This window comes from Pseudomonas sp. GXZC (assembly GCF_026967615.1).
GTDB lineage: Bacteria > Pseudomonadota > Gammaproteobacteria > Pseudomonadales > Pseudomonadaceae > Aquipseudomonas > Aquipseudomonas azotoformans_A.
This window is the reverse complement of record NZ_CP114115.1, coordinates 335,328-358,011: the sequence shown is the minus strand read 5'-3', so window position 1 is coordinate 358,011 and position 22,684 is coordinate 335,328. Positions and strand designations below refer to the sequence as shown.

The window sequence follows — 22,684 nt, the reverse complement described above, 5'->3', positions numbered from 1 at the left end:
ATTGCGAAAACGGTCCGCCCGGCCCGGAATCTTTCTCGTGAAAAGAAACCAACAGGGCGTTCTTTATTTTTTACGCAAGATTTGCGCCAAAATGTTACAGAGCCGCGATTGACGCGGGCTGTAGGACGTTTCAACACGACTCGCAAGTCATTGAGAACAATGGCATTCCGCTATAGCGTTACCGTGCGACTCACATTCAAGACGAATAAACGCACCATAAACACACACAAAAAGTACGTGACGCCCTACAAAAGGGCTGATATGCACCGTTTGCCCGGTTAACCCTTCCAACACCCGGCCAAAGCTGGCACCATCGCGCCCTTTTTTACGCGAAGCCTGCGGTTTTTCGGGTTCAAACGGATGTTCGGTTGTTGATGGCGCGACACGCTGCTGTGCCGATGCGACACCCTGCCGCACACCACCTGTTTACCGCCGGCCATGCTGTTGGCTGCCATCAAGACGCTATGCTAGCTTGGCGCCTCGCCAGGAAGGCGGCCCAACAGCAGGATCGCAACGAACACAATGAGGACCCCACATGGCCGAGGCCACGCCCGCGCTTGAAATCCGCAACTTGCATAAACGCTATGGTGAGCTGGAGGTACTTAAAGGTATCTCGCTGACCGCTCGCGACGGCGATGTGATCTCGATCCTGGGTTCCTCCGGTTCCGGCAAGTCCACCTTCCTGCGCTGCATCAACCTGCTGGAAAACCCGCACCAGGGCCAGATCCTGGTCGCCGGCGAAGAACTCAAGCTCAAGGCCGCGAAAAACGGCGAGCTGATGGCCGCCGACGGCAAGCAGATCAACCGCCTGCGCAGCGAAATCGGTTTTGTGTTTCAAAACTTTAACCTGTGGCCGCACATGAGCATCCTCGACAACATCATCGAGGCCCCTCGCCGCGTGCTTGGCCAAAGCAAGGCCGAAGCCATCGAAGTGGCCGAAGCCTTGCTGGCCAAGGTCGGCATTGCTGACAAACGCCACGCTTACCCCGCGCAATTGTCCGGCGGCCAGCAGCAACGGGCGGCCATTGCGCGCACCCTGGCGATGCAGCCTAAAGTCATCCTGTTCGATGAGCCCACTTCGGCGCTTGACCCGGAAATGGTTCAGGAAGTACTTAATGTGATCCGCGCGCTGGCCGAAGAAGGCCGCACCATGCTGCTGGTCACCCATGAAATGGGCTTCGCCCGCCAAGTGTCCAGTGAAGTGGTGTTCCTGCACCAGGGCCTGGTCGAAGAGCAAGGATCGCCACAGCAGGTGTTTGAAAACCCGCTTTCGGCGCGCTGCAAACAATTCATGTCCAGCAACCGCTAACGGAGCAACATGCATGCAGAACTATAAAAAATTCCTTCTGGCCGCGGCCGTCTCGATGGCGTTCAGCGCCACGGCCATGGCAGAAACCTTGAAAATGGGGATCGAAGCGGCCTACCCGCCGTTCAACAATAAAGACGCCAGCGGCAACGTCGTCGGCTTCGACAAAGACATCGGCGACGCCCTGTGCGCCAAGATGAAAGTCGAGAAGTGCGAAGTGTATGTGTCCGACTGGGACGGCATCATCCCGGCCCTGAACGCCAAGAAGTTCGACTTCCTGGTGTCCTCGCTGTCGATCACCGATGAGCGCAAGCAGGCCGTCGACTTCACCGACCCGTACTACTCCAACAAGCTGCAGTTCATCGCGCCTAAAGCCACTGCGGACTTCAAGACCGACGCGACTTACCTGAAGGGCAAGACCATCGGCGCCCAACGCGCGACGCTGGCCGGCACCTACCTGGAAGACAAGCTGCCGGACACCACCGCCAAGCTGTATGACACCCAGGAAAACGCCTACCTCGACCTGACCTCTGGTCGCCTGGACGGCATCCTCGCCGACAAGTACGTGCAGTACGAATGGCTCAAGAGCAAAGACGGTTCAGCCTATGAATTTAAAGGCGACCCGGTTGTAGAAAGCGACAAGATCGGTATCGCCGTACGCAAGGGCGACCCACTGCGCGAGCGCCTGAACAAAGCCCTGGCAGAGATCAAGGCAGACGGCACCTACAAGAAGATCAACGACAAGTACTTCCCTTTCAGCATCGAATGATCTGAACGGTATGCCCGGCGCGCTCACTTGAGCGCGTCGGCTTTTTGCAATGCCTGCCGCGATATGAAAACACCATGAATTTCGATCTCTACGGATTCGGCCCGGCGCTCGCCGCTGGCGCGCTGATGACCGTCAAACTGGCGCTCACGGCCCTGTGCCTGGGGCTGGTGCTCGGCCTTGCCGGGGCCTTGGCCAAGACTTCGCCGTACAAGCCGCTGCAATGGGTGGGCGGTGCGTATTCGACCATTGTTCGCGGCATTCCCGAACTGTTGTGGGTACTGCTGATTTATTTCGGCACGGTCAATCTGATGCGCGCCCTTGGCGAGTTCTTCGGTAACCCCGACCTTTCCCTCAGCGCCTTTGCCGCCGGGGTGATCGCCCTGGGCCTGTGCTTTGGCGCCTACGCGACGGAAGTGTTCCGTGGCGCGATTCTCGCGATTCCCAAGGGCCACCGCGAAGCCGGTGTGGCGCTGGGGCTGTCGAAGTTCAGGATCTTCACCCGCCTGATCATGCCGCAGATGTGGCGCATCGCGCTGCCAGGTCTGGGTAACCTGTTCATGATTCTGATGAAGGATACCGCGCTGGTGTCGGTGATCGGCCTGGAAGAAATCATGCGCCATGCGCAGATCGGCGTAACCGTCACCAAGCAGCCATTCACCTTCTTCATGGTGGCCGCGTTCATGTACCTGGGCCTCACGGTCCTGGCTATGACCGGCATGCACTTCCTGGAAAAACGCGCCGCCCGCGGCTTTGCAAGGAGCACCCAATGAGCGGCGACTACAGCTGGCTGGCGCATTTTGACCTGGGCTTGAACTGGGCCGTGATCATCAAGTGGCTGCCAAGATTGGCCCAAGGCGCAACCCTCACGCTGGAGCTCGTGGCCATTGCAGTGATCGCCGGTCTGCTGTTGGCGATCCCGCTGGGTATCGCTCGCTCCTCACGCCGTTGGTACGTGAGCGCCCTACCCTACGCCTACATTTTCTTCTTCCGTGGCACACCCTTGCTGGTGCAGTTGTTCCTGGTCTACTACGGCCTGGCGCAGTTCGACACGGTGCGCGAGAGCTTCATGTGGCCCTACCTGCGCGATCCGTTCTGGTGTGCCACCGCCACCATGACCCTGCACACGGCCGCCTACATCGCCGAGATCCTGCGCGGCGCGATCCAAGCTATCCCGCCCGGCGAGATTGAAGCGGCGCGCGCCCTGGGCATGTCCAAGCCGAAGACGCTGTTCTACATCATCCTGCCACGCGCCTCGCGCATCGGCCTGCCGGCTTACAGCAACGAAGTGATCCTGATGCTCAAGGCCAGCGCCCTGGCAAGTACCGTCACCCTTCTGGAGTTGACCGGTATGGCACGGACCATCATCGCCCGCACCTATTTACCGGTGGAGATCTTCTTCGCCGCCGGCCTGTTCTATCTGTTGATGGCTTACATCCTGGTGCGAGGCTTCAAGCTGCTGGAACGCTGGCTGCGCGTCGATGCCTGCCAGGGACGTTGAGGCACGCTTCCAGGCACTGGATGCGTTCCTGATCGAGCACCAAGGGCTGTGGAAACCACGGCCCTTTACGCATCGCCAGCTCCCTTGGGAAACCGAGCATCCGGACCTCGCCCAGTGGCTGCGCCAGCGCTCGCTGGCCGATGCCGAAGCCAGTCACAACCAACCCCATGACCTGCTGGCACCGGCACCTTTTCCACAACTCGCTGCGCAAGCTCGTCAGCTCAGCGCTGTGGATAAGTTACCGGAGCAACCCCTCGCACCCGCTCGCCATCGCCTGAACGTCGATGTGCCTGGCCGCAAGTGGGAACAGATCGAAGCCTTTGGCTCTGCGCTGCAATTTGCGCAGACGCCGACACACTGGTTGGACTGGTGCGCGGGCAAGGGCCATCTGGGTCGCCGCCTTTTACAAAACGGTCAAGCACTGACCTGCCTGGAGTACGACCCGGCGCTGATCACCGCAGGCCAAGCCTTGAGCGACCATCACGGCCTGCCGGTCACCCATCGTCTGCAAGACGTGATGGCCGACGTGGCAATCAACCCCGCACACACGCCCGTTGCCCTGCATGCCTGTGGCGACCTGCATGTACGCCTGCTGCAACTGGCCAACGCCGCTGGCTGCAAACAGCTCGCGCTGGCGCCTTGTTGCTACAACCGCATCAACGCTCAAACCTACCTGCCACTCTCCAACGCAGGCCGCGCATCACGTCTACAACTGTCGATCGATGACCTCGCTCTGCCGCTGAGCGAAACCGTCACCGCAGGCAAGCGGGTACGCCTGCAACGGGACATGTCCATGGCGCGACGCCTGGGCTTCGATCAGTTGCAACGCAAACTTCGTGGCGTCGACGAGTACCTGCCCACGCCCTCCCTGCCCGCGAGCTGGCTGGACAAACCCTTTGCCGACTACTGCCAGGAACTGGCCAACCTCAAAGGGTTATCCACAGGCGATCAGGATTGGGCGGCGCTGGAGGCACACGGCTGGCGCCGCTTGGCGCAGGTGAGGAATCTGGAGTTGGTACGTGGTCTGTTTCGGCGCCCACTGGAAATGTGGCTGGTGCTGGATCGAGCATTGTTTCTTGGCGAAAACGGCTACAGGGTCCAGGTAGGCACGTTCTGCGAACCCGCACTGACGCCGCGCAACTTGATGGTGCTTGCCGAGCGCGATTAAGGGGCAAAATGGTCGCAGCACAGCCTGTGGATAACTCTGTTGATGAAATCTTTACGGAGCCTGTAGCTATCTGCACTACAGGTCATAAACCGAGCTGGTCATTTTTTGTTCACAAAATAAAACGCACGCAAAACAGGCAGTTGCGGCGTGATGAGAACCGCTCCACAAAATGGCTGTTTAGTGACAGGTGCATCCAACCGATTGTGCATAAGCATCTGGCGTTCAGCGTATAACCCGCGCTTCAGGCGCTTGTTTTTGGCGCCTTCAACAGCCGGCAAATATCGTTGATATCGTCAGCTGCCAGCCCCTTCTCCACGCTATCCAACGGGTCGACACCAAAAGCCAGCGCTTCATTGATCGCGATGTCGCGGTGCACTTGCAACGCCGCTTTCCCCAGCCTCTGCGTGAAGGCCTCGACCATGTCCAGGCTGAAGGCACTCCTTTCATCCACTTGGTTGATGACCACGCGCACGCGCGGCGGGTGCTGAGCCTCAAGATGCGGGGCAAGCAGTCCATCCAGATGGTCAAGGGTGCCCAGGCACGCAGCATCGGCCTGCACGATGACCAGCACCACATCGGCAACGCTCAATGCTTGATGGAAGTAGACGTTGTTACCGGCGGGGGTATCGATGATCACCGTATGCCGTGCGCTCAAGTCCAGAGACGCGAGGTGTTGAGCCAGCCAATGCGGCTCGTGCTTGAGCCAGCGCTCCAGGCTTTCCTGCTGGGGGATATCGACTTCGCCAAAGGTGATGACCTGGCAACCGGCAAAGCTGAGCTGTTGGAGTTGGCTCCATTGCCCATGCTCCAGGCTGGTGCGCCCAATGCCCGGCAATGCCGAGCTGACCCCGAAGTGATGTTGCAAGGCGTTCTGCGGGTCCAGGTCCAGCGCCACGACGGACTCGCCCTGGCGTTGCAGGCCGCTGCTCAAAGCAGTGGCCAGAGTGCTTCGGCCAACACCGCCATTGATCGAGACCAGCGCCACCACTTTCGGGCTCAAGGTCACGGTGTGCACGGGATTGGCGCTTTCGTTGGCGGCGCGCTCGTCTTGGCTGGGAATGCTGCCGAAGAAATGCAAACGCGACGCCATGCCGCGCTCGTCCTGGCAGACATCCTTGCCGAGCAAGGCTAAAAGACCCTCAGTAATGCCCATCACAAACCCCTCATCACGGCGAAGCTCAAAGACGTGAAAAGGTCAGCTGATACGACTGCTTACCGCAGGTCTTTTTGTGGTCGCCCTAGTGCAAGCAGTCTGCTTCAGGCGCGTAAAAGTGTCATTATTTTGATGAGACAGTTGTCTATTTTTTAGACAAACGGCAAATAGTCAAATTACTGACCAATCCTGATCGCATCGTAGGGCGTTTGCAGATCCCGCTCCGGAATCTCCCAAATCAACAACTTAGGCGGCGTTTGCTTGAACGCCGGGCTTTCAAGATAGGCCTTGGCCGCGCCGGAGAATTCGCCACCGTCTTTGCTGAAATTGCCGACCGGCGCATTCAGGGCCTTCTGCAGGAAGCCAACAAAGTTGGAATTACGCGAAAACGAGGTGCCGATCAGCGCCACATTGGGCAAGCCGGCGTCGCCAAACAGGTCATCGGCATTGCTGGTCGCGCCACCGGTTTCATGAGCGGTGCTGGCCGCGACCGACTCCCCTGGCGGCTGCAACTTGGGCGGTAACCAATCAAGACCTGCCAGGCGCACCAAGTCACCGGGACGCACGGCGAGCGGCGCCTGAGTGATGTCGAAGGTTTGCTCCGGCGTGGCCTTGATACCGCGCTGCTGGATACGCTGCGCCAGGGCCTGGGCACCCGCGTTGGAGCCGATTTCACTCCAGTGGGTGTCGGTGCGCAGGTAAGCCTCGGCGCCCAGCGGCTTGAGCGTATCGGTCAGGTCCAGCGCGGAAACGCCGGACGCCTGCAACAACCGGGTCCAGTCCCGGATCCGGCTATCGAGCACCGCGGGGCGGTACAGGCCACAGCGTTGGGCAGCGGCAATACGGCTCTTGTCCGGCACCACCACCACTTGCAGATCGATACCTTTTTGACCCAGTTGTTTTTGCAGGTCGATCACCGCCTGGGCCTTGGTCTGGGCATTGGCTTCGGCGTGACGGTTGATGCGCAGCTCATCGCTGATAAACAACCAGCCGGGGCACCCCGGACGCACGCGTGGCCCGGTGTCGCCGAACGCCAGCCAGCTACCACCACGCTCCAGGTTCGCGGCCTGGATCGCCATCGGCGCCTTGGCCAGTTCCTTGGCAAAACGGTGAGTGAGGTCGCCGTGCAGCAGCATGTCGCTGTCGACCTTGGCCGGCACATAACTGATCGGTCCCTTCACCATCAGCCAGGCGCAGGACAACAACCCTGCCGCCAAAAAGGGCACCAACACCCAGGCCGCCAGGGGGCTGGTGCGAACGGCCAGGTCGCTCGGAGGAGTCGGCGCGGTAGGAGCAGGCATGGTCGGGCGTCCTTAGAACTGAAAGTACAGAAACGGTACGGCGTCGCGGCTGGCAATCAGCGCAAACGACAACACAAACCCGGCCACCGGCCACAGCGAAGCCGCCACCACGAACCACGGCTGGGTGCCGAAACGCTGTTCGCAACGCACCTGCCAGATCGGCGCGATGATGCACACCAGGCCCAGCAAAGCCGCCATGCCATGGGCCGGGCGCATGGCCACCGCCATCGCGTCACCCAGGCCCATGCCGTGCATGCCGAATTGGCCGGCATACATGGTCAGCGCCGAGTGGAAGTCCGGCGCACGAAACAAGGTCCAGGCCAGGCACACAAACAGCAACGTGAGGATATGCGACAGCACCGGCGGAATGCTCGGCAGGCTCGAACGCGACCAAGCGCGGTCAACACACAACGCCACGCCATGGGCCGAACCCCACAACAGGTAGTTCCAGCTGTCACCGCCGTGCCACAACCCGGCAATCGCCATGGTCAGGAAGAGGTTGCGATAGGTACGCCACACGCCGTCACGGTTACCGCCCAAGGCGATGTACAGGTAGTCGCGCAACCAGCTGGACAACGACAGGTGCCAGCGCCGCCAGAAGTCCTGGATGCTGCTGGCCAGGTACGGCCGGTTGAAGTTTTCCGGGAAATGGAAGCCCAGCATCAGGCCCAGGCCGATGGCCATGGCGCTGTAGCCGGCGAAATCGAAGAACAGTTGCAGCGAGTACGCCAGGCAACCGATCCAGGCGTCCACCAGGCTTGGGTTTTCCAGGTGGAAGGCAATGTCCACCAGCGGCGACAAGGTGTCAGCCACCAGCACTTTCATGCCCATGCCGATCATGAAGCGGCGCGCGCCCAGGGAGAAATTCGGCCAATTGAAATAACGCTGGTTCAGCTCACGGCGGACCCAGTCGTAACGGATGATCGGACCGGCAATCGAATGCCCGAACATCGAGATATAAGTGGCGTAGTTGATGAAGCTGCGCTCCACCGGCACCGTATGACGGTGCACATCCACCAGATAGGAAATCGCCTGCAACACGATGAACGACAGGCCGGCCGGCAAGGCCACACGCTGCCAATCGAGCGGCATATAGCCGTACCAGGTGATCACCTCACTCACGGTGCCGGCGACGATGTTGGCGTATTTGTACCAACACAGCACCGCCGTGTTGAACACGATCAACGCAATCAACAGGCGCACCCGGCCTTTGCCATCCTCACGGGAGCGGTCCACCAGCAGGCCGCCGATCCAGGCCACCACGGTCAACACCATGTGCAGGAACAGGAACAACGGGCTCAACCAGCCGTAGAACAACCAGCTGCCGATTAACAGGATGACGTTGCGCCAGCTCGGACGAGCCAGGGCATAGATCAACAGGAAGGCCGGCAGGAACAGCGTGAGGAATTCGAGTGAGGCAAAGACCATGGTGGTGTCGGGCCCGATCAGTTAGCGAGTGCGTCAGAGGCGAACAGCAACTTCGAGCCTTTGTCTGAAGGAACGGCCAAGACGCTGTAGCGCTCGCCCGCCTTGAGGGTAAACGTCAGCGGCTGGCCAACCGGCGCGCCGGCGCATTTGAGCTGCACCGACAGTTCCACCGGGTTGATCATGCGACGCTGCACCGCGCCTTCCGCGACCTTCTTGAACAGCTCGGCCTTTTGCGTCACGGCTTCCAGGCTGGCGTCGACGCAGGTGGCGTCGGCGTTGATAAAGGCCAGGGAGGCTTTGAGTGCATTGAAGTCGTCCGGCACTTCGCGCACAACCAATTGACGCGTGGCGCCCTTGGCATCGACCAGCGCAACCACCGTGGCGAATTCGCCCGGCGCCACTTTCACGGAGAAATCGGTGTTTTTGCCGGCGCTGCTCAACACGCCTTTGATCGGCTTGTCACCGCCGACCACTGGCAAAAAGGCCGACACGGCTTTGTCGCCATTCAACACCAAGCTGGCCTTGGAACCGTCGGCCACCAGCTTCAATTCGCCGGGGGTGCCGTTGGCAAAACGCAGGAACGCTGCGTCTTGCTCCGGGCCGGTCGGGTACAACGGGATGTCGGCGCTGTAGGCGCTGACGCTGGCGAGCAAGGTCGCCAGGCCCAGGGTCATCCGTTTCATTATTTGCTTCCTTTACCGTAGGCCGATGGCGGCAGGTCACCCAAGGCAGTACCGATCGCCTTGGCCCACTTCTGGTAACCGTCGATGGTGAAGTGCTGGCCGTCGGTGGTGATCCACTCGCCCGGTTTGGAGAACGTCAGCGAATCGATGTAGGTGCACGGCGCCACGTTACTGGCCAGGAACGAAGACATCAGCTTGGTGCGGGTGTCATCCTTCTTGTACTGGGAACCGACCTTGCCCCATGGCGGGCCGACCCACACGCATTTGGTGCCGGTGTCGGTGATGGCTTTGGTCAGCGAGGTCACGCTTTTCCAGGCCCAGGCTTTGGGGAACACCGGGTTGGTGTAAGAGCCCATGGTGTCGCCGATGATCAGCACGACCACGTCGGGCTTGTCCTTGGCGATCAGCTCCTGGATCGGCGTGGTGCTCATGGCGTTCTTGCCATAGATCACAGCCTTGCCGGTCGGTGTACGTTCGCCACCGCACTCGACTTTTTTCGGGACAACCCAATCCGCCGCACCGGCACCGCACGCACCGATGGAGTGAACCACCGCGCCTTGCTTGGTGAGGTTGTCTTGCAACGGGTTAAGCAACGAATCGGGAAAGCTCATATGACTTTCGCCCAATACCAGCATGGTTAGGCCGGCAATCGCAGAAACAGGCATGAATGACTCCGATTAATCAGTTGGAATAAGGTGAACGGTACGGGCTGACCGGCAATGGCATAGGCCCGCTCAGGTCTTCGAACAAGTAGCGCAGATAAGCGTTACCGGCGTACTGGCGGTAGTCCTGGGCGTTATCGACACCGATTTCGCCACCCAGGTAGAACCGCGAGCTCAGGCGGTATTCAGCGGCAGCGTTGAAGCTGTAGCCGACGCCGGTTTTGTCCGAGCTTTTGTATTCCTGGGTACCGAGGTCTTTGCGGCCCGGGAAAAAATCCGCGCTATCTTGGCCGATATACTGCACGCCCACCGAACTTTTTACCTGGTAGCTGAAGCGATCAAAGCTCTGCGCCCAACGAATCGGCACGCCCAGGGAGAAGAAGCGCTGCGGGCTGAAGTAGCCGCCGTTGCCGTAGGTGTAGAAGTCCTGGTTCTCCTTGAAGCTCAGCGCCGAACCGCTGATACCCAAGGTCAGGGTGTCACGTGGGTTATTACGCAGGTACCAGTAGATACCGCTGCCCAACTCCATGCGCGTATTGTCGTCAACGTGGTTGCCCATCAGTTGATGCAAGGAGGCGTAGCCGTAAACACCCAGTTTCTGGTTGTCGTAGCTCAACTCGCCACGCCCGCCGTTGGCGGTCACGCCGCCCCACTTGTAACCGTCGCCGTCTTTGGAGCCTGCGAAGGAAGTGACGCTGTCGGTGACTGGACGCCGCGAGATATTTGCACCATAGCGGAAGTTCGAATTGGCCTCGAACGGACGCGACACGCTCACGCCGCCGACGATGGTGTTGTAGAGGAAGCCCAACGGGCTTACGCCGACGTCGGCCTTGAGGCCTTCATCAGGGTTCTCAAAAGCCACGGCCAAGCCAACACCGGTAGCATTCTGGGTCCGTGGTGAGGTGACCTTGCCGCCGCCGAAGCGTGATGCAGCATCATCACCAACACTACCGGCGCTCAAATGCACCGGCGTCACCCGCAGCGCCACCGTGTTATCGCCCACTGGCATACGCGCTTCAAACGGCGCTTCCACATCGGTGAGTTTGCTCAAGCCTTTCTCGCCGTTGTTGCTGCGCACGCTCAAGCCTTGCACCACATAACCGGTACGGTCACGCAGGATGTTATCCAGCGCACGTCGCGCCGGGCTCAGCTCGGGGCTGTCGACGGAGGCAATGCTCGACGGCGGCACAAACGGGTCGCTCAAGTCGTTGGACGTTGCACTCGCAAAGGCGCTGGACGTCACGGACTTGGTTGGCGCATCGATCGGCGGCGGTACGGCGCCAGCAACGGTCAGGTCGGTGACCTGGCGACGCTGGCCCGGCAAGCCTACGAACGGGTTATACGATGTACCTGGAGCACCAGTCTGGGCCACTTGGGTCTTGGCCTTCATGGCGTTTTCAATCGCCAGGGCCTTGCGCAGTAACTCAGCGGCTTCGCTGTTCTTGCCCAGCCCCTGGTAAATACGCGCGGCCGAGGTGAGCGTCTCCGGGTTACCCGGCTCCAGGGCCAGCGCCTTGTCGCTGGCGCTCTGCGCCAAGCTGCGGTCATTGCCTTTCAGGGCGATGTCCGCCAGGCCCAGTTGCAGGCGTGCGTTGTTCGGGTTCTGCTGGATCAGCGGCGCGTACAACTCCATCGCCTTCTTGCCGTTGCCACTGGCGGCGTACATCCGCGCCAGTGCGCCGACGCCCAGCGCGTCATTCGGACGCTGGGCCAACGCCGGGGACAGCATGTCATAGGCGGCTACCAGGTCGTTCTTCTCGCGCAGGGCATCCGCCTGTTTGACCCGGTACAGGTAAATCAGGTCGTCATAGCGCTGGCGACCGATTTCGCTCAAAGGCTGGCCCTGCACTTCACGCAGGATCTCGCCCGCCTCGCTGTACTTGTTGGCCTTGAGCAGCACGTTGGCGTACAGCAGCTTCTGGTCGACCGTCGGGTTGGGGTTGTTCTCCACCACCTTCTGCATCATGTCCAGGCCGTACTGCGCGGCGCCGACTTCTACATAAGCGGCGGCCAGTACGGCCACACGCTCAGGCTTCTGACGGGTCAGAGGTTCAGAGCGCCCCAGCAATACCAAGGCTTCCGGGCGCTGGCCACGGCGGGCGGTTTCGATGGCCACGTCGGTCTGCTGGTGCAGCGCGATATCGATCGCCAGCTCGTTCATGTCGGCCGTGCGCTGCGCCGTGGGGATACGCCCCAGGGTCGTCTCGGCCTGTTTCCACTCGCTCAGCTGCGCCGACAACAGGGTGCTGGTGTACAGCGCGTCCGGCTGGTTGGGCTGGGTCTTGAGCAAGCCGTCGATCAACGCACGGGCATTGCGGATCTGGCCGTCGCGCAGGTACATGCGCGCCAGGGCGAAACGGGTCCACGGGTTTTCAGGGTCAGCGTCGAGAGCCTGGCGGTAGGCCGCTTGTGCGCCTTTCACGTCACCGCGTTGCTCCGCCAGTTTGCCGACCTGGGTCGCACGCAATGCGTTGATTTTCACACTCGGTGCAAACTTGGCGCGCTGGGCCGGTGACACCGAGTCGATCAGCTTCAAGGCCTCATCCGGTTGACCCGACTGGGACAACACGTTGATCAAGCCACTCAAGGCATCCGGGTCACCGGGATGACGGGCCAACACCTTGCGGTAGCCGGCTTCGGCTTCTTCGAACTGGTTGTCCTGAGACTGGAAACCCGCCAACGCGACCGCTGCGCCTGGCTGGCCTGGATTCAGGCGCTCGGCCTGGGCCACCAGGTCACGGGCCTGAGCGCTGCGGCCGGCGCGTTGGGCGTCACGGCTTTGGCTGATCAGGTTCCAGTAGCGCACGTCATTCAGGGCCGACTGCCACGCGGCACCACCGGGCAAGCGGGTGGCTTGGACGAGGTAGTTTTCGGCTTCGCTATAACGTTCCTGCTGTTGACGCAACACGCCCATGCCACCAAGGGCATCGACGTCATTGGATTTTTGCGCAAGGCGCGCGGCCAGCAGTGGCTCGGCGGTTTTCAAATCGCCGTCATCCAGGGCCTTGAAGGCCTTGGTCATCTGCGGGTCACGCTGCCAGGTACCGCCGCCTTTGCCTTGGGCAATGCCTTTGTTCATCAGCGCGCGGATCTCGGCGTCATCCGGGTGCACGGTGAGGAACTGCTGGAACAGCGTCACCTGGTCCGGCTTCGGCGGGCCGAGCCAGATCAGCGCGAAGCGCCAGGTTTCATCGGCGTTGCCGCCCACGTCGTTGTTCGGTGCCAGTTTGGCCAGGGCACGAATGCCGTCAGGCCGGGTGGCCGGGTTGCGCGCCAGGTGCTTGGCGAGGAACAACGCAACGATCGGGTCGTTCGGCCGTTCACGGGACAAACGCTGCAAGCCGGTGATGGCTTCGTTGGTGCCCTTGGCCGTGAAGCCCAAGGTGTTGTAGTACTCACGGGCGATCAGGCCTTGGGGTTGGCGGCCCTGGAAAACCTGGCGGTACAAGGCCACGGCCTTTTCGCGCTCGTCGTCGGGCTCACCCAACTCACGGGCCTGCTCCAGCAACTTGGCGTTGTCCGGCACGGCCACGGTGATGTCCTGCTCCAGCTGCAACGCCTGGCGCGGCACCGGGCTCAGCGCCTGCAAACGGGCCAGGTACTTTTGCGCTTCGGCCGGACGGTTCTGTTGCACCTGGATCAAGCCGATGCCGTACAGCGCATCCGGCTGCTCGGGGCTCAGGCTCAAGAGTTTCTGCCAGGTTTCCAGCGCGCGTTCAGGGTTCTTTTTCGACTGCCAGTAGTAACCCTGCTCGATCAGCAGGGCCTGCGGGTCGCTGGTTTCAGCGACGCTGGCCGTCGAGACCAGGGCGGCGAGAATCGCAATGGCTAGCGTGTGACGGCGCATGCGGCCTCCCAGGATAATTTGACCGTACCGTCTTGTTCAAAACGGTACTTCTGATCGGCAAAGCCCTGGCTGAACAGGCTGAGCATGTAGTCGTAGTAGATCGGCTGCACGCTCTCCGGTGCCGAAGGCGCCAGGGCCTTGGCGAGTGCGTCGTCGACCTTGGCCTTTTGCAGCTGCGCCAGGGCGGTTTCGCCGCGGGCCTGGAAGAAGGCAATGGTCGATGCGGAGAAACCCATCGGCGTGTAGCCGTTGTTTTTCTCGGCTTCGCCGGTCAGCACGTGGATTTTTTCCGGCGGGAAGCCGGTGACCGATGCGGCCGTGGCGCGGGACATACCGCCCAGCGACTTGAGCATCGCCGCCGCCAATGGATCGCCTTTGGCGGTCATGCCGGCCCACATGTAGGTGCGGATCGCGTCGTAGCTGCCCAGGTCATCGGAGAACGGGTCGACCACAAACAGCCCGGCGTTGGCGCTGGTCGCGCGATAACCGACCCAGTTGGCCGCGAGGCCGTGAGGGTTGCTGGCGGTGTCGGCGAGCATGCGCGCGTTGCTTTCAGCCACTTCGTTCCAACCGGCGTTCGGGCGTTCTTTCTGGAAGCGACGCAGTTGTGCAAGCACCTGGTAGCTCGGATTGAAACGCCACAAACCGCCCGGATGCACGTAGCCCACCGGCCCCGGCAACAGCATCTTGCCCAGGCCGGGCACGCGCACGATCAGGTTGCGTTCGACATTGGCCAACAACAACTGCGCGTCGGCGCGGTACTGCGGGGCATTCCACACGCGTGCCGCTTCGAGCAAGGCGTAAGCCATCCACAAATCAGCGTCGCTCGCGGAATTCGGGTCGATTACACCCCAGGTGTTATCGGCTTTTTTACCCCACAGCCAACCCGGCAGGTTCTGGCCGATGTCGGAGCCCGACATGTTGGCCTTGGTCCAGGTCCACAGCTTGTCGAAGCTCGCACGGTCGTTACCGACCAACGCAAAGAACATCGCATAGGACTGCCCTTCCGAACTGCTCTCGGTGGGTTTCATCGACGAGTTCAGCACTCGCCCATCGTCCTGCACAAAGCGCTTGGCGTAGTTCTGCCACAGCGGCCAGTCACAGGTTTGCGCTTGCGCGCTACCGGCAAACATCACCGCGCCCAGTGCGGCCAGGGCCATGCTCTTGAGCGGGCTCATGCCAACCGCCGTTTTGCACGTGCACGCAGCGACAGGTAGATCAGGCTGGTCACCACCGCCAGGCCGAGGAAGGTGATCAACAGCATCCAGCCCAGGTTCTGCGACAGTTGCCACTGCATGAATTTGAAGTAGTTGAGCTTGCCGACGTAGTACTGCTCGTCACCTACCAGCGAGCTGATCGTGGTGCCCTGCACTACGGCCAGGCTGCCCTGGATCGAATCTTTGTAGTCGTCACCACCGATCAGCGCCGAGGTGGCTTCCAGCAGGCCCTGCGGCTGGTTGCTGGCGATCAGCACCACGCTGCGACCGCTTTTGAGTGGCGATTGGAAGCCCGCCAGCCAAGTACTGTTGCTCAGGCCCTTGAAGGTAATGCCGGCATTGGCCGGATGCTGGTTGCCCGCCGGGTCCGGGCTGACCCAGCTACGGACATAACGTGGCAGGTCAGACAGCAGGAACTGGTGCTGCTCACCATCGCTGGTGGCCGGCAGGTATTGCTGCCACTGCTTGAGCAGCGGTTGGTTGGCGGCGGTGGCGAGCACCAGCAGGTCTTTGTCGGCAACGCTTTGCACGTCTTTGGCCTGTACCACTTTGACGGCGGTGGCCGGGTAGCCGGTGGCTTCGCCGAAGCGGCCCATCACGGTCAGGTAGGCGGTCAACTCGTCGGTGCCGAAGTTGTCGGGCATGACCACGGCGGATTCCGACAAGTCAGCCAGGCGGGTGAACGGGAAGCCGGAGTCGTTGAACACGCCCAGGTTCGGCATGGCGATGTAATGCTGGTAGCCGGTGACGTCGAGGGTGGAATCCGGGTCGATGGAGCCACGCATGTTGTCGACGATGATGTCGCGGCATTCGCCTTCTTTGATGTAGTCGTACATGAAGCGCAGTTGCAGCTTGGACTTGGGCGATGCCGAGCTGATCGGCAGCAGGGTCGTCACTTCGCGCGGCAGGCTTTCGTCTTTCTTCAACTGGTCGAGCAGGGTCTGGCCGCCGCCCAGGTTGGTCACCGACGGCAAGGCCACGGACTTCATGAATTGATCATTCAGGCCGATCAGCAGCGACGAGTTGGTCGACACCTGCTGCGGCGTGTAGCGGTACTTGAGCTTGAGCGGCACGCCCTCTTCACGCCAGTTGAACAGGTCCGGCGGCAAGCGCATGTCGACGCTGATCGCGCCTGGGTTGTAGCCCGACACGCTGAGTTTCTGCTGTTCGATCAACTCGCCCAGGCGCACCGGGCGGTTGCTTGGCAGCCAGTTTGGCGCGTCGTACGGGCGGCGCGGTGCAAGGGTGTCGAGCTTGGTGATGACCACGCTGTTGCCGGCCAATACCGGGTTGCCCAGCACGACCGCGTTGGCGGCGCGCTTGAGTTCTTCGCCGTCACGCCCGGTGACGATCAGCAGTTTGCCGTTGACGTCATTGGGGTTGGCGATGAGGGTCAGGGTCGGGCCGGTCGGCTTGGCGACCGCAACACCGTGCACGTCCAGTGCGTCGGCGGTTTGCACCAACACGATGGCGTTGCCTTTGGCCGGCAGCTCGCTGAGGGTGGTCGGGAACGTCGCGCCCCGGTAGCTGGCGAGGCCGCCAATCCATGAAGACAAGGCACCGGCCGCCTCCAACGCGGCGCTGTCGGGCGCAGTGGCGAACACGAACGGCAGGCTGACCTGGCGCGCGTCACGCTTGTCGAAGAACGGCAGCGGCAGCACGGCCAGGTCGTCCTTGAGCACGATCGGCTCGACCTGCACTTTGAGCTCGCTACTGTTGCTGATCTTGGCCCACAGGCTGCTGTGCAGCGGGTCTTCGCAGGACATGGTGTAGTGGCCGATGAACTGCAGGCTCAAGCGGTTGAACTCGGTGATCAGCTTCGGCGGAAGCTGCACCAGTTGCTCTTGCTGGATGCCCGCGCCTTCTTTGGGCAGCGCCAGACTGGCGGCGACTTCGCCGTTGACCAACACGTTGATCTGCGACAGGTCGGCCAGCAGCGCCGGCGAGTAGCTGTATTTGAGCAGCAGTTGCGCGCCCTTCACCACTTCATCGGCACGGATATCGAAGTTGACGCTGTCGGACGACTCCACGCCTTGCAGGTTCATGGTGTCGCGGCGGCCCAGCTGCTTGAGGGTCAGGCTGTAGCCGTTATCGGTGCTTTGCACCGGCACGGTGGCAACCGCTTGCTCGGCAGCTTGCGCCAGGGTGTTGAGGCCCATCAGCGAGGCGATCATCAGCGCGAGTGCACGGCGCGGATGAGGGCGAGCGAATATCTTCGAGGTCATGGCTTGTCCATCAGCGTATCTAGCGGTTTTGTGGGGGTGCGGCTCAAGGCCAGACGCAGTTCGTGTAGGGTGGCGCGGCCCAGGGTGAACAAGCCGCCGATGCCGATGGAGCCCACTTCACGCAGGGCCGCCAGCGGTGTATCCGGCTGGCCGGCGCCCCAGCTCGCGGCCCAGGTATCGGCGCGGGAGAAGGTCAGGCGAACCAACTCGCTTTGCTGGCGCAGACTGAGGGGCTCGAACTGGGCACCGATCTGCGCGCCCTTGCTGAACACCACGCGGGCATCGAACAGGCTGTCCTGGCCGTTGCGTGACAGCACCAATTGCACGCGCTCACCCTGGGTGATCGAGTGACCATCGGAGAGCATCAAGCCGAAGCCGTTTTGCGAGAAATCTTGAGTCGTGCCTTCAAGCACACGGCCGTCAGCACAAATGATGCTCACCGGCAGCTTGGCGCTGACACGCGGCTCGGAACGCACTTGGCGCGCTTCCGAAGCCACGGCCACAGCGGCGCTGGTGATGATCAGGTTGTAGAGGGTTCAGGTCAGGTTGATCGCTACCGTCACGGCAGTGGACGCATCGCCCCAGATCAACTGATGGATACCGAAGCCCAGGCCGACCAGATTCACCGCCAGCAACACCAGGTACGGGCGCGCGAGTTTCCAGTCGAAGAACTGCTTGTCGATGATGCCGCCCTTGTCGGTCACGTTGAAGCCACCGGCCTTGGGGTTGACCAACGCCACCAGCACCGGCGGCAGGATGTACCAGGCCAGTACCGTCTCGTACACCTCGTTCCAGAACGAGTGACGGAAACGCCCCTGGATCCGAGAGTTGGTCAGGCTCGAGTGCACCAAGTGCGGCAACACGTAGGCAACGATCATCAGCGCCGACGCGTGGAAAATCTCCGCCCCGAACACCAGATAAGCCAACGGCGCGGTCAGGAACACCAGGCGCGGCAAACCATAGAAGAAGTGCAGCATGGCGTTGGCGTAGCAGATGCGCTGGCCCCACTTGAGGCCTTTGCCCAGCAGCGGGTTGTCGGTGCGGAAGATCTGCGCCATGCCCCGCGCCCAGCGAATCCGCTGGTTGATGTGGCGCGACAGGCTTTCGGTGGCCAGGCCCGCGGCTTGCGGGATGGCCAGGTAAGCGGTGTTGTAGCCCAGGCGGTTGAGCTTGAGCGCGGTGTGGGCGTCTTCGGTCACGGTCTCGACGGCTACACCACCGATTTCCAGCAGCGGCTTACGGCGGATGACCGCACAGGAGCCGCAGAAGAAGGTGGCGTTCCACAGGTCGTTGCCGTCCTGCACCAGGCCGTAGAACAGCTCGCCCTCGTTGGGCACGGCGCGAAAGGTATCGAGGTTCTTTTCGAACGGGTCTGGCGAGAAGAAGAAGTGCGGCGTTTGCAGCATCGCCAGCTTCGGGTCTTTGAGGAACCAGCCCAGGCTCACTTGCAGGAAGGAGCGCGTCGGCACGTGGTCGGCGTCGAACAGGGCGATGTATTCACCGTCGGTGACCTTCAACGCTTCGTTAAGGTTACCGGCCTTGGCGTGGAAGTTGTTGTCGCGGCGAATGTAGTTCACGCCGACCTTGCGGCAGAAGTCGCGGAAGTCGTCGCGGCGGCCGTCGTCCAGCACGTGGACACGCAGCTTGTCCTTGGGCCAGTCCATTGCCTGGGCGGCGAAGATGGTCAGTTTTACGATGCTCAGCGCTTCGTTATAAGTGGGGATGAACACGTCGACCGTCGGCCACTCTTCGGGCTCGGTCTTCAACCACACTGGCGTGCGACGCAACGGCCAGGCGGTTTGCACGTAGCCGAAGATCAGCACGATCAAGGCGTAGAACTCGGCCGCGACCAGGCCGTAGCCGAAGAACATGTCGATCCAGGTCTCGAACCCGAGGGTGGAGGTGAGCCGCCAGAACATGTAGCGCAACGACGCCACCAGTGATAACACCACCAGCGCGAGGATCGCCAGGCGTCCGGGAATTTTGCGCAGCACCAGCACCGCCAGGAAGCACACACCGGCAAACAGGCATTGGCTATAGAGGTCGAGCGGTGCGCTGATAATGCCCAGCAACAGCAGGGCGCCAAGCACGCAACTGGCAACAACCAGCACCGTACGCAGCGCCGCAGGCCACCGATTGAAGCGCGCAATCGCGCCATTTAGGCGCTGTTCAGCGCGCCCTTCGACGAAGGGCGTGGAGGACGTATTGTCGGTCATGGGAGGTCCGAGTCGATGCGTTCGAGCAAGGTGCGGCACAGGGCGTGGACGTCCTGGCTGCCGATACTGTTGACGGTGGGGTCGAGGGGATCGCGACCGTAGGCTTGGGCTTCACTGAACGCGGGATCGCGGTGGACCGTGCCCAGCAGGGCAGCACCCAGACGGGTCTTGAACACCTCGACCATGTCCAGGCTGAAGCGGTGGGCAGCGTCCAACTGGTTGATCACGTAGAAGCGCTGTGGCGGTTTTTCGCGGTTGAAGTACGGCGCAAGCACACTGTCCATCTGGTCGAGGGTGCTGAACGAGGCCACATCCGGCTGCACGACGACCAGCACCGCATCGGCCACCGACATGGCCTGGCCGAGGTACACGGTATTGCCGGCCGGGACGTCGATGATCACGGTGTCCTGGCCATTCAATTTAAGCTCGGCCAAGCGTTTGCCCAGCCACTCGCTATCCTGGCCCAGCCAACGGTTCAGACTCTGCTGCTGCTCGTGGTCGGTGCTACCAAACGCCACCAGGCGGCAACCGGCAAAGCCGCGTTCAGGCAGGGTTTCCCAGCTTTCATTGAGTAAACTGTTCGCGCCGAGGCCAGGCATGTCGAGGCCCAGGCACAAGTGATGGCGCAAGGCGTTCTGCGGGTCCAGGTCCAGAGCAAGTGCCGGGCGGCCCTGGCGCTGCAAGCCACTGGCAATCGCGGCAGTCAGGGTGCTGCGGCCGACGCCGCCTTTGACCGAGACAACCACCACGACATTGGGGCTCGATTGCTCCGAATACACTTCGCCGTCACGCCCCTCCACCACTTCGGGCGGCTGCAGGTGGTCGGCTTCGCCTTGGCTCAGCTCTTCCAGCAGACGCAACAGGGGAGCTGACGGCGCTTCAATTTCAGGCAGGGCTTGAGTGGCGACGGGGGCTTCCAAGACCTCTACATCGTCCTCGATGAACTCATGGACAAAGTCGATCTCGCGGTAGCCACTCGGGTTGGCACCCAGCTTGTTGAATAGTTTTGAAATGTCATCTGCTCGACTCACTCACTGCCCCTCCCCACCTGTTTGCGCTTTAAAGGCGATAAAAAGGTCAGCAATAGGCTGACCTTGTATTTTTCTAGTTATGTGGTGTCGGGCGCATTCTGTGATATCACATTGATGGTGTCAGTATTTTGATGCTTTTAGTTCAATTTAATCCGACGAACGGCGTGGCGCCATTTTTATGACTTTTTTGTGATAAAAAATGCATTCGTTGTAAGAACATGAACTTGCACTGTTAATTCGCGAAAATTGTTGTCCAGATGGACAAGAACGGCGCAAAACTGACACACCCATCAACAAATACTCGATTGCCCAACAATGTCTCGAAAAATTGCCTACACGAAACCGCGATTAAACTGACGGTTTATATCGCGCCACAGAATACGGAAACTTCACCTGTATTCAAGGGAAAACCAGCCGAGCGGTTGATCCAAATCGCCCGCGAAGCCACAGCCTGTATATCGGTGCGTACAGGCACCGCCTCGCTGGACAGCGAAGCAAAACCCGCGCCGCATGACTCCACCAAGGCACTGAATCTGCTAAGCCAGGAGGATACCGCCCATCAACTAAACCAAATTGATCGCAGTCAGCCTGTAGGCTTTTGCTGCAAATGCAGGCAGAAATGGGTAATGGACTACAAGAAGTTCGGGAAGAACTGTGGGAAGAGGTGTTGATACCTATAACAACCGGGCACCCGAGCGCCCGGTTTTGGAGCGCGCCAGCCTTATTGGCGCACGCGGCGCTCGGTGAACGCGTAGTCATCCTGGCAATCGCTGGTAGGGTCCGACGACACGCTCACGTAGTGAACGGTGTCGGCGTCGAGCAGCTTGTAGGTGTACACATCCGGCGAACGTACGCCGTCCGTGCGCAACTCATTCTTGCCATTGGCCGCTGACCATGAACCCTGCTCGGTCTGGATCACCTGGGTCTGCTGCGCATCGCGGTAGAAGGTAATGACGAAGCGCCCGTCAGGCCTGAGATTATTGGTCCACGACAGGAACTGACATTTGCCGGTTTCGGTACGCAAGCCTTTCCAAGTACCGACCAGGGCAGGGTCATTACCGGGCTTATTGGAGGAACACGCACTGAGCACGGCAGTGAGGAGGATGAGGGACAGGGAGAGAGTCCGTTTCACGTGGGGCTTCCTTTGGATGGGATGAGATTGCACCGGGTTTGACCCTTCGGCGACCAAGGAAGAATCCTACCCTTGCTGATCGGAAAAAGGGGCGCGGATGAAAAAACCTTGGGTTCTGCAAAAATAGTCAGAATTCAGGGGTTTACAGAACCTTGCCAATCGCTATAATCGTCGCCCTAACACGCCGGTATAGCTCAGTTGGTAGAGCAACTGACTTGTAATCAGTAGGTCCCGGGTTCGACTCCTGGTGCCGGCACCATATCTCGAAGCCCCGCAATGCGGGGCTTTGTGGTTTCTGGGGTTTGGAAAACGCGAGAAACTCTGGGCGTCGTTTCTTGAAAATGCCCACTAAACGTCCACGCTCAAAACACTACCCTGCTTTTTTTCGCATCCCCCACTTCTTCTTGCCGCGCTCCGCTGTCAATTCACGGCCAATTTTCATAGCCGCATCCAATAGATCCGCTGCCTCACCAAAACTGTCCGGGTCTGCTGTGCCGCTGAAAAGCACACCACCAGCTGTAACATCCAACCTCACGCTGTCCGCCAACTGATAAAACCGAACAATCTGCTTAGCCTCGTCAGTGGATAGCCCACCGAGCCGAGTGACGTTGGCCTGATATACGCGGTTGTAGTGCTCGTGAATGTTGACCGAGTATTTTTGAAACCTCGGTTCGAAGATCTCTGCAATCGAGGCCCCTTCAGGCGGAGAAAGATCCGCTTGGGCAGCTCTTAACCCCTCTACATAGCCTCTCAGCTCTACCAACTCAACCAGCGCCAAAACCTCAGCTATCAAAGCCGCACGAACGCTCTCACGCTCCCTCGCAGCTTGACGATGCCATATCCAGAACGGGCCACCCGCAGCGGAAAAGGCCGTAATCAATGCGACGGAAACTGTCGTCCAATCAATCCCTGAATTCATTATTTACCCTTCTTCTTATTAGATTGAACGGCCTTCCTCTGCACCAATGCCTCCGACCTCTACGTTTATTCCAAATTATGAACTGGCAATAATTATGACTCAGCCATAAAAACAATAATTTCAGTAGCA

General features: G+C 60.6%; 17 protein-coding genes, 1 tRNA gene and 1 pseudogene. 7 read left to right on the top strand and 12 right to left on the bottom strand.

Annotation, left to right across the window (positions count from 1 at the left end; genetic code table 11):
• Positions 1–535: 535 nt before the first annotated feature.
• From OZ428_RS01735 to OZ428_RS01715, 5 genes are all read left to right on the top strand, one after another.
• Entirely contained in the window at positions 536–1,309 is a 774-nt protein-coding gene (locus OZ428_RS01735) for an ABC transporter ATP-binding protein (RefSeq protein ID WP_010213906.1), read from the top strand.
• Between the two features lie 13 nt (positions 1,310–1,322).
• On the top strand, positions 1,323–2,075 hold the full coding sequence (locus OZ428_RS01730; RefSeq protein WP_016979104.1) for an ABC transporter substrate-binding protein: 753 nt from the start codon (positions 1,323–1,325) through the stop codon (positions 2,073–2,075).
• Between the two features lie 74 nt (positions 2,076–2,149).
• On the top strand, positions 2,150–2,845 hold the full coding sequence (locus OZ428_RS01725) for an ABC transporter permease (RefSeq protein WP_016979103.1): 696 nt from the start codon (positions 2,150–2,152) through the stop codon (positions 2,843–2,845).
• 38 nt (positions 2,846–2,883) lie between these two features.
• Entirely contained in the window at positions 2,884–3,573 is a 690-nt protein-coding gene (locus OZ428_RS01720) for an ABC transporter permease (protein ID WP_133076609.1), read from the top strand.
• Positions 3,554–4,741 carry a methyltransferase gene (locus OZ428_RS01715; protein WP_133076500.1) on the top strand — a complete coding sequence of 396 codons (1,188 nt, stop codon included), beginning with the start codon at positions 3,554–3,556 and terminating at the stop codon, positions 4,739–4,741. The genes OZ428_RS01720 and OZ428_RS01715 overlap by 20 nt, the downstream gene beginning before the upstream one ends.
• Positions 4,742–4,982: 241 nt before the next feature.
• Here OZ428_RS01715 and bcsQ (OZ428_RS01710) read toward each other — a convergent pair whose 3' ends face one another.
• The 10 genes and pseudogenes from bcsQ (OZ428_RS01710) to bcsQ (OZ428_RS01665) all read right to left on the bottom strand — a co-directional run bounded on the left by bcsQ (OZ428_RS01710) (position 4,983) and on the right by bcsQ (OZ428_RS01665) (position 20,504).
• A complete protein-coding gene (gene bcsQ / locus OZ428_RS01710; RefSeq protein ID WP_269132560.1) occupies positions 4,983–5,894 on the bottom strand; it encodes a cellulose biosynthesis protein BcsQ in 912 nt (303 codons plus the stop codon).
• A 176-nt stretch (positions 5,895–6,070) separates the two neighbouring features.
• Positions 6,071–7,195: an alginate O-acetyltransferase AlgX-related protein gene (locus OZ428_RS01705; protein WP_269132559.1), complete on the bottom strand. Its 1,125-nt coding sequence runs from the start codon at positions 7,193–7,195 to the stop codon at positions 6,071–6,073.
• Positions 7,196–7,207: 12 nt separating this feature from the next.
• A complete protein-coding gene (locus OZ428_RS01700) occupies positions 7,208–8,623 on the bottom strand; it encodes an MBOAT family O-acyltransferase (RefSeq protein WP_269132558.1) in 1,416 nt (471 codons plus the stop codon).
• A 17-nt stretch (positions 8,624–8,640) separates the two neighbouring features.
• Positions 8,641–9,306 carry a cell division protein FtsQ gene (locus tag OZ428_RS01695; protein WP_133076504.1) on the bottom strand — a complete coding sequence of 222 codons (666 nt, stop codon included), beginning with the start codon at positions 9,304–9,306 and terminating at the stop codon, positions 8,641–8,643.
• Positions 9,306–9,971, bottom strand: coding sequence for an SGNH/GDSL hydrolase family protein (locus tag OZ428_RS01690; protein WP_028615346.1), 666 nt, complete (start codon positions 9,969–9,971; stop codon positions 9,306–9,308). Before OZ428_RS01690 ends, OZ428_RS01695 begins: the two co-directional genes overlap by 1 nt.
• Positions 9,972–9,987: 16 nt before the next feature.
• Complete coding sequence (locus OZ428_RS01685) at positions 9,988–13,815, bottom strand: cellulose biosynthesis protein BcsC (RefSeq protein WP_269132557.1); 3,828 nt, start codon at positions 13,813–13,815, stop codon at positions 9,988–9,990.
• The gene (gene bcsZ, locus OZ428_RS01680; protein WP_269132556.1) at positions 13,797–14,993 is read right to left on the bottom strand and encodes a cellulose synthase complex periplasmic endoglucanase BcsZ; all 1,197 of its coding nucleotides are present in this window, start codon (positions 14,991–14,993) and stop codon (positions 13,797–13,799) included. The genes OZ428_RS01685 and bcsZ overlap by 19 nt, the downstream gene beginning before the upstream one ends.
• A complete protein-coding gene (gene bcsB, locus OZ428_RS01675; protein WP_269132555.1) occupies positions 14,990–17,257 on the bottom strand; it encodes a cellulose biosynthesis cyclic di-GMP-binding regulatory protein BcsB in 2,268 nt (755 codons plus the stop codon). Before bcsB ends, bcsZ begins: the two co-directional genes overlap by 4 nt.
• A pseudogene (gene bcsA, locus OZ428_RS01670) lies at positions 17,254–19,473 on the bottom strand (UDP-forming cellulose synthase catalytic subunit). The gene bcsB and the pseudogene bcsA overlap by 4 nt, the downstream one beginning before the upstream one ends.
• Positions 19,470–20,504 (bottom strand): cellulose biosynthesis protein BcsQ, encoded by a 1,035-nt coding sequence (gene bcsQ / locus OZ428_RS01665; RefSeq protein ID WP_269132554.1) that lies wholly within the window; start codon positions 20,502–20,504, stop codon positions 19,470–19,472. Before bcsQ (OZ428_RS01665) ends, bcsA begins: the two are co-directional and overlap by 4 nt.
• A 257-nt stretch (positions 20,505–20,761) precedes the next feature.
• Between bcsQ (OZ428_RS01665) and OZ428_RS01660 the strand changes: the two genes are divergently transcribed.
• Positions 20,762–21,175, top strand: coding sequence for a hypothetical protein (locus OZ428_RS01660; RefSeq protein WP_269132553.1), 414 nt, complete (start codon positions 20,762–20,764; stop codon positions 21,173–21,175).
• Between the two features lie 50 nt (positions 21,176–21,225).
• On the opposite strand, the gene OZ428_RS01655 is transcribed toward OZ428_RS01660, so the two are convergent.
• Positions 21,226–21,636, bottom strand: coding sequence for a hypothetical protein (locus tag OZ428_RS01655; RefSeq protein ID WP_269132552.1), 411 nt, complete (start codon positions 21,634–21,636; stop codon positions 21,226–21,228).
• 183 nt (positions 21,637–21,819) lie between these two features.
• Between OZ428_RS01655 and OZ428_RS01650 the strand changes: the two genes are divergently transcribed.
• Positions 21,820–21,895, top strand: a tRNA-Thr gene (locus tag OZ428_RS01650).
• 111 nt (positions 21,896–22,006) lie between these two features.
• On the opposite strand, the gene OZ428_RS01645 is transcribed toward OZ428_RS01650, so the two are convergent.
• Complete coding sequence (locus OZ428_RS01645) at positions 22,007–22,555, bottom strand: hypothetical protein (protein WP_269132551.1); 549 nt, start codon at positions 22,553–22,555, stop codon at positions 22,007–22,009.
• Between the last annotated feature and the right edge of the window lie 129 nt (positions 22,556–22,684).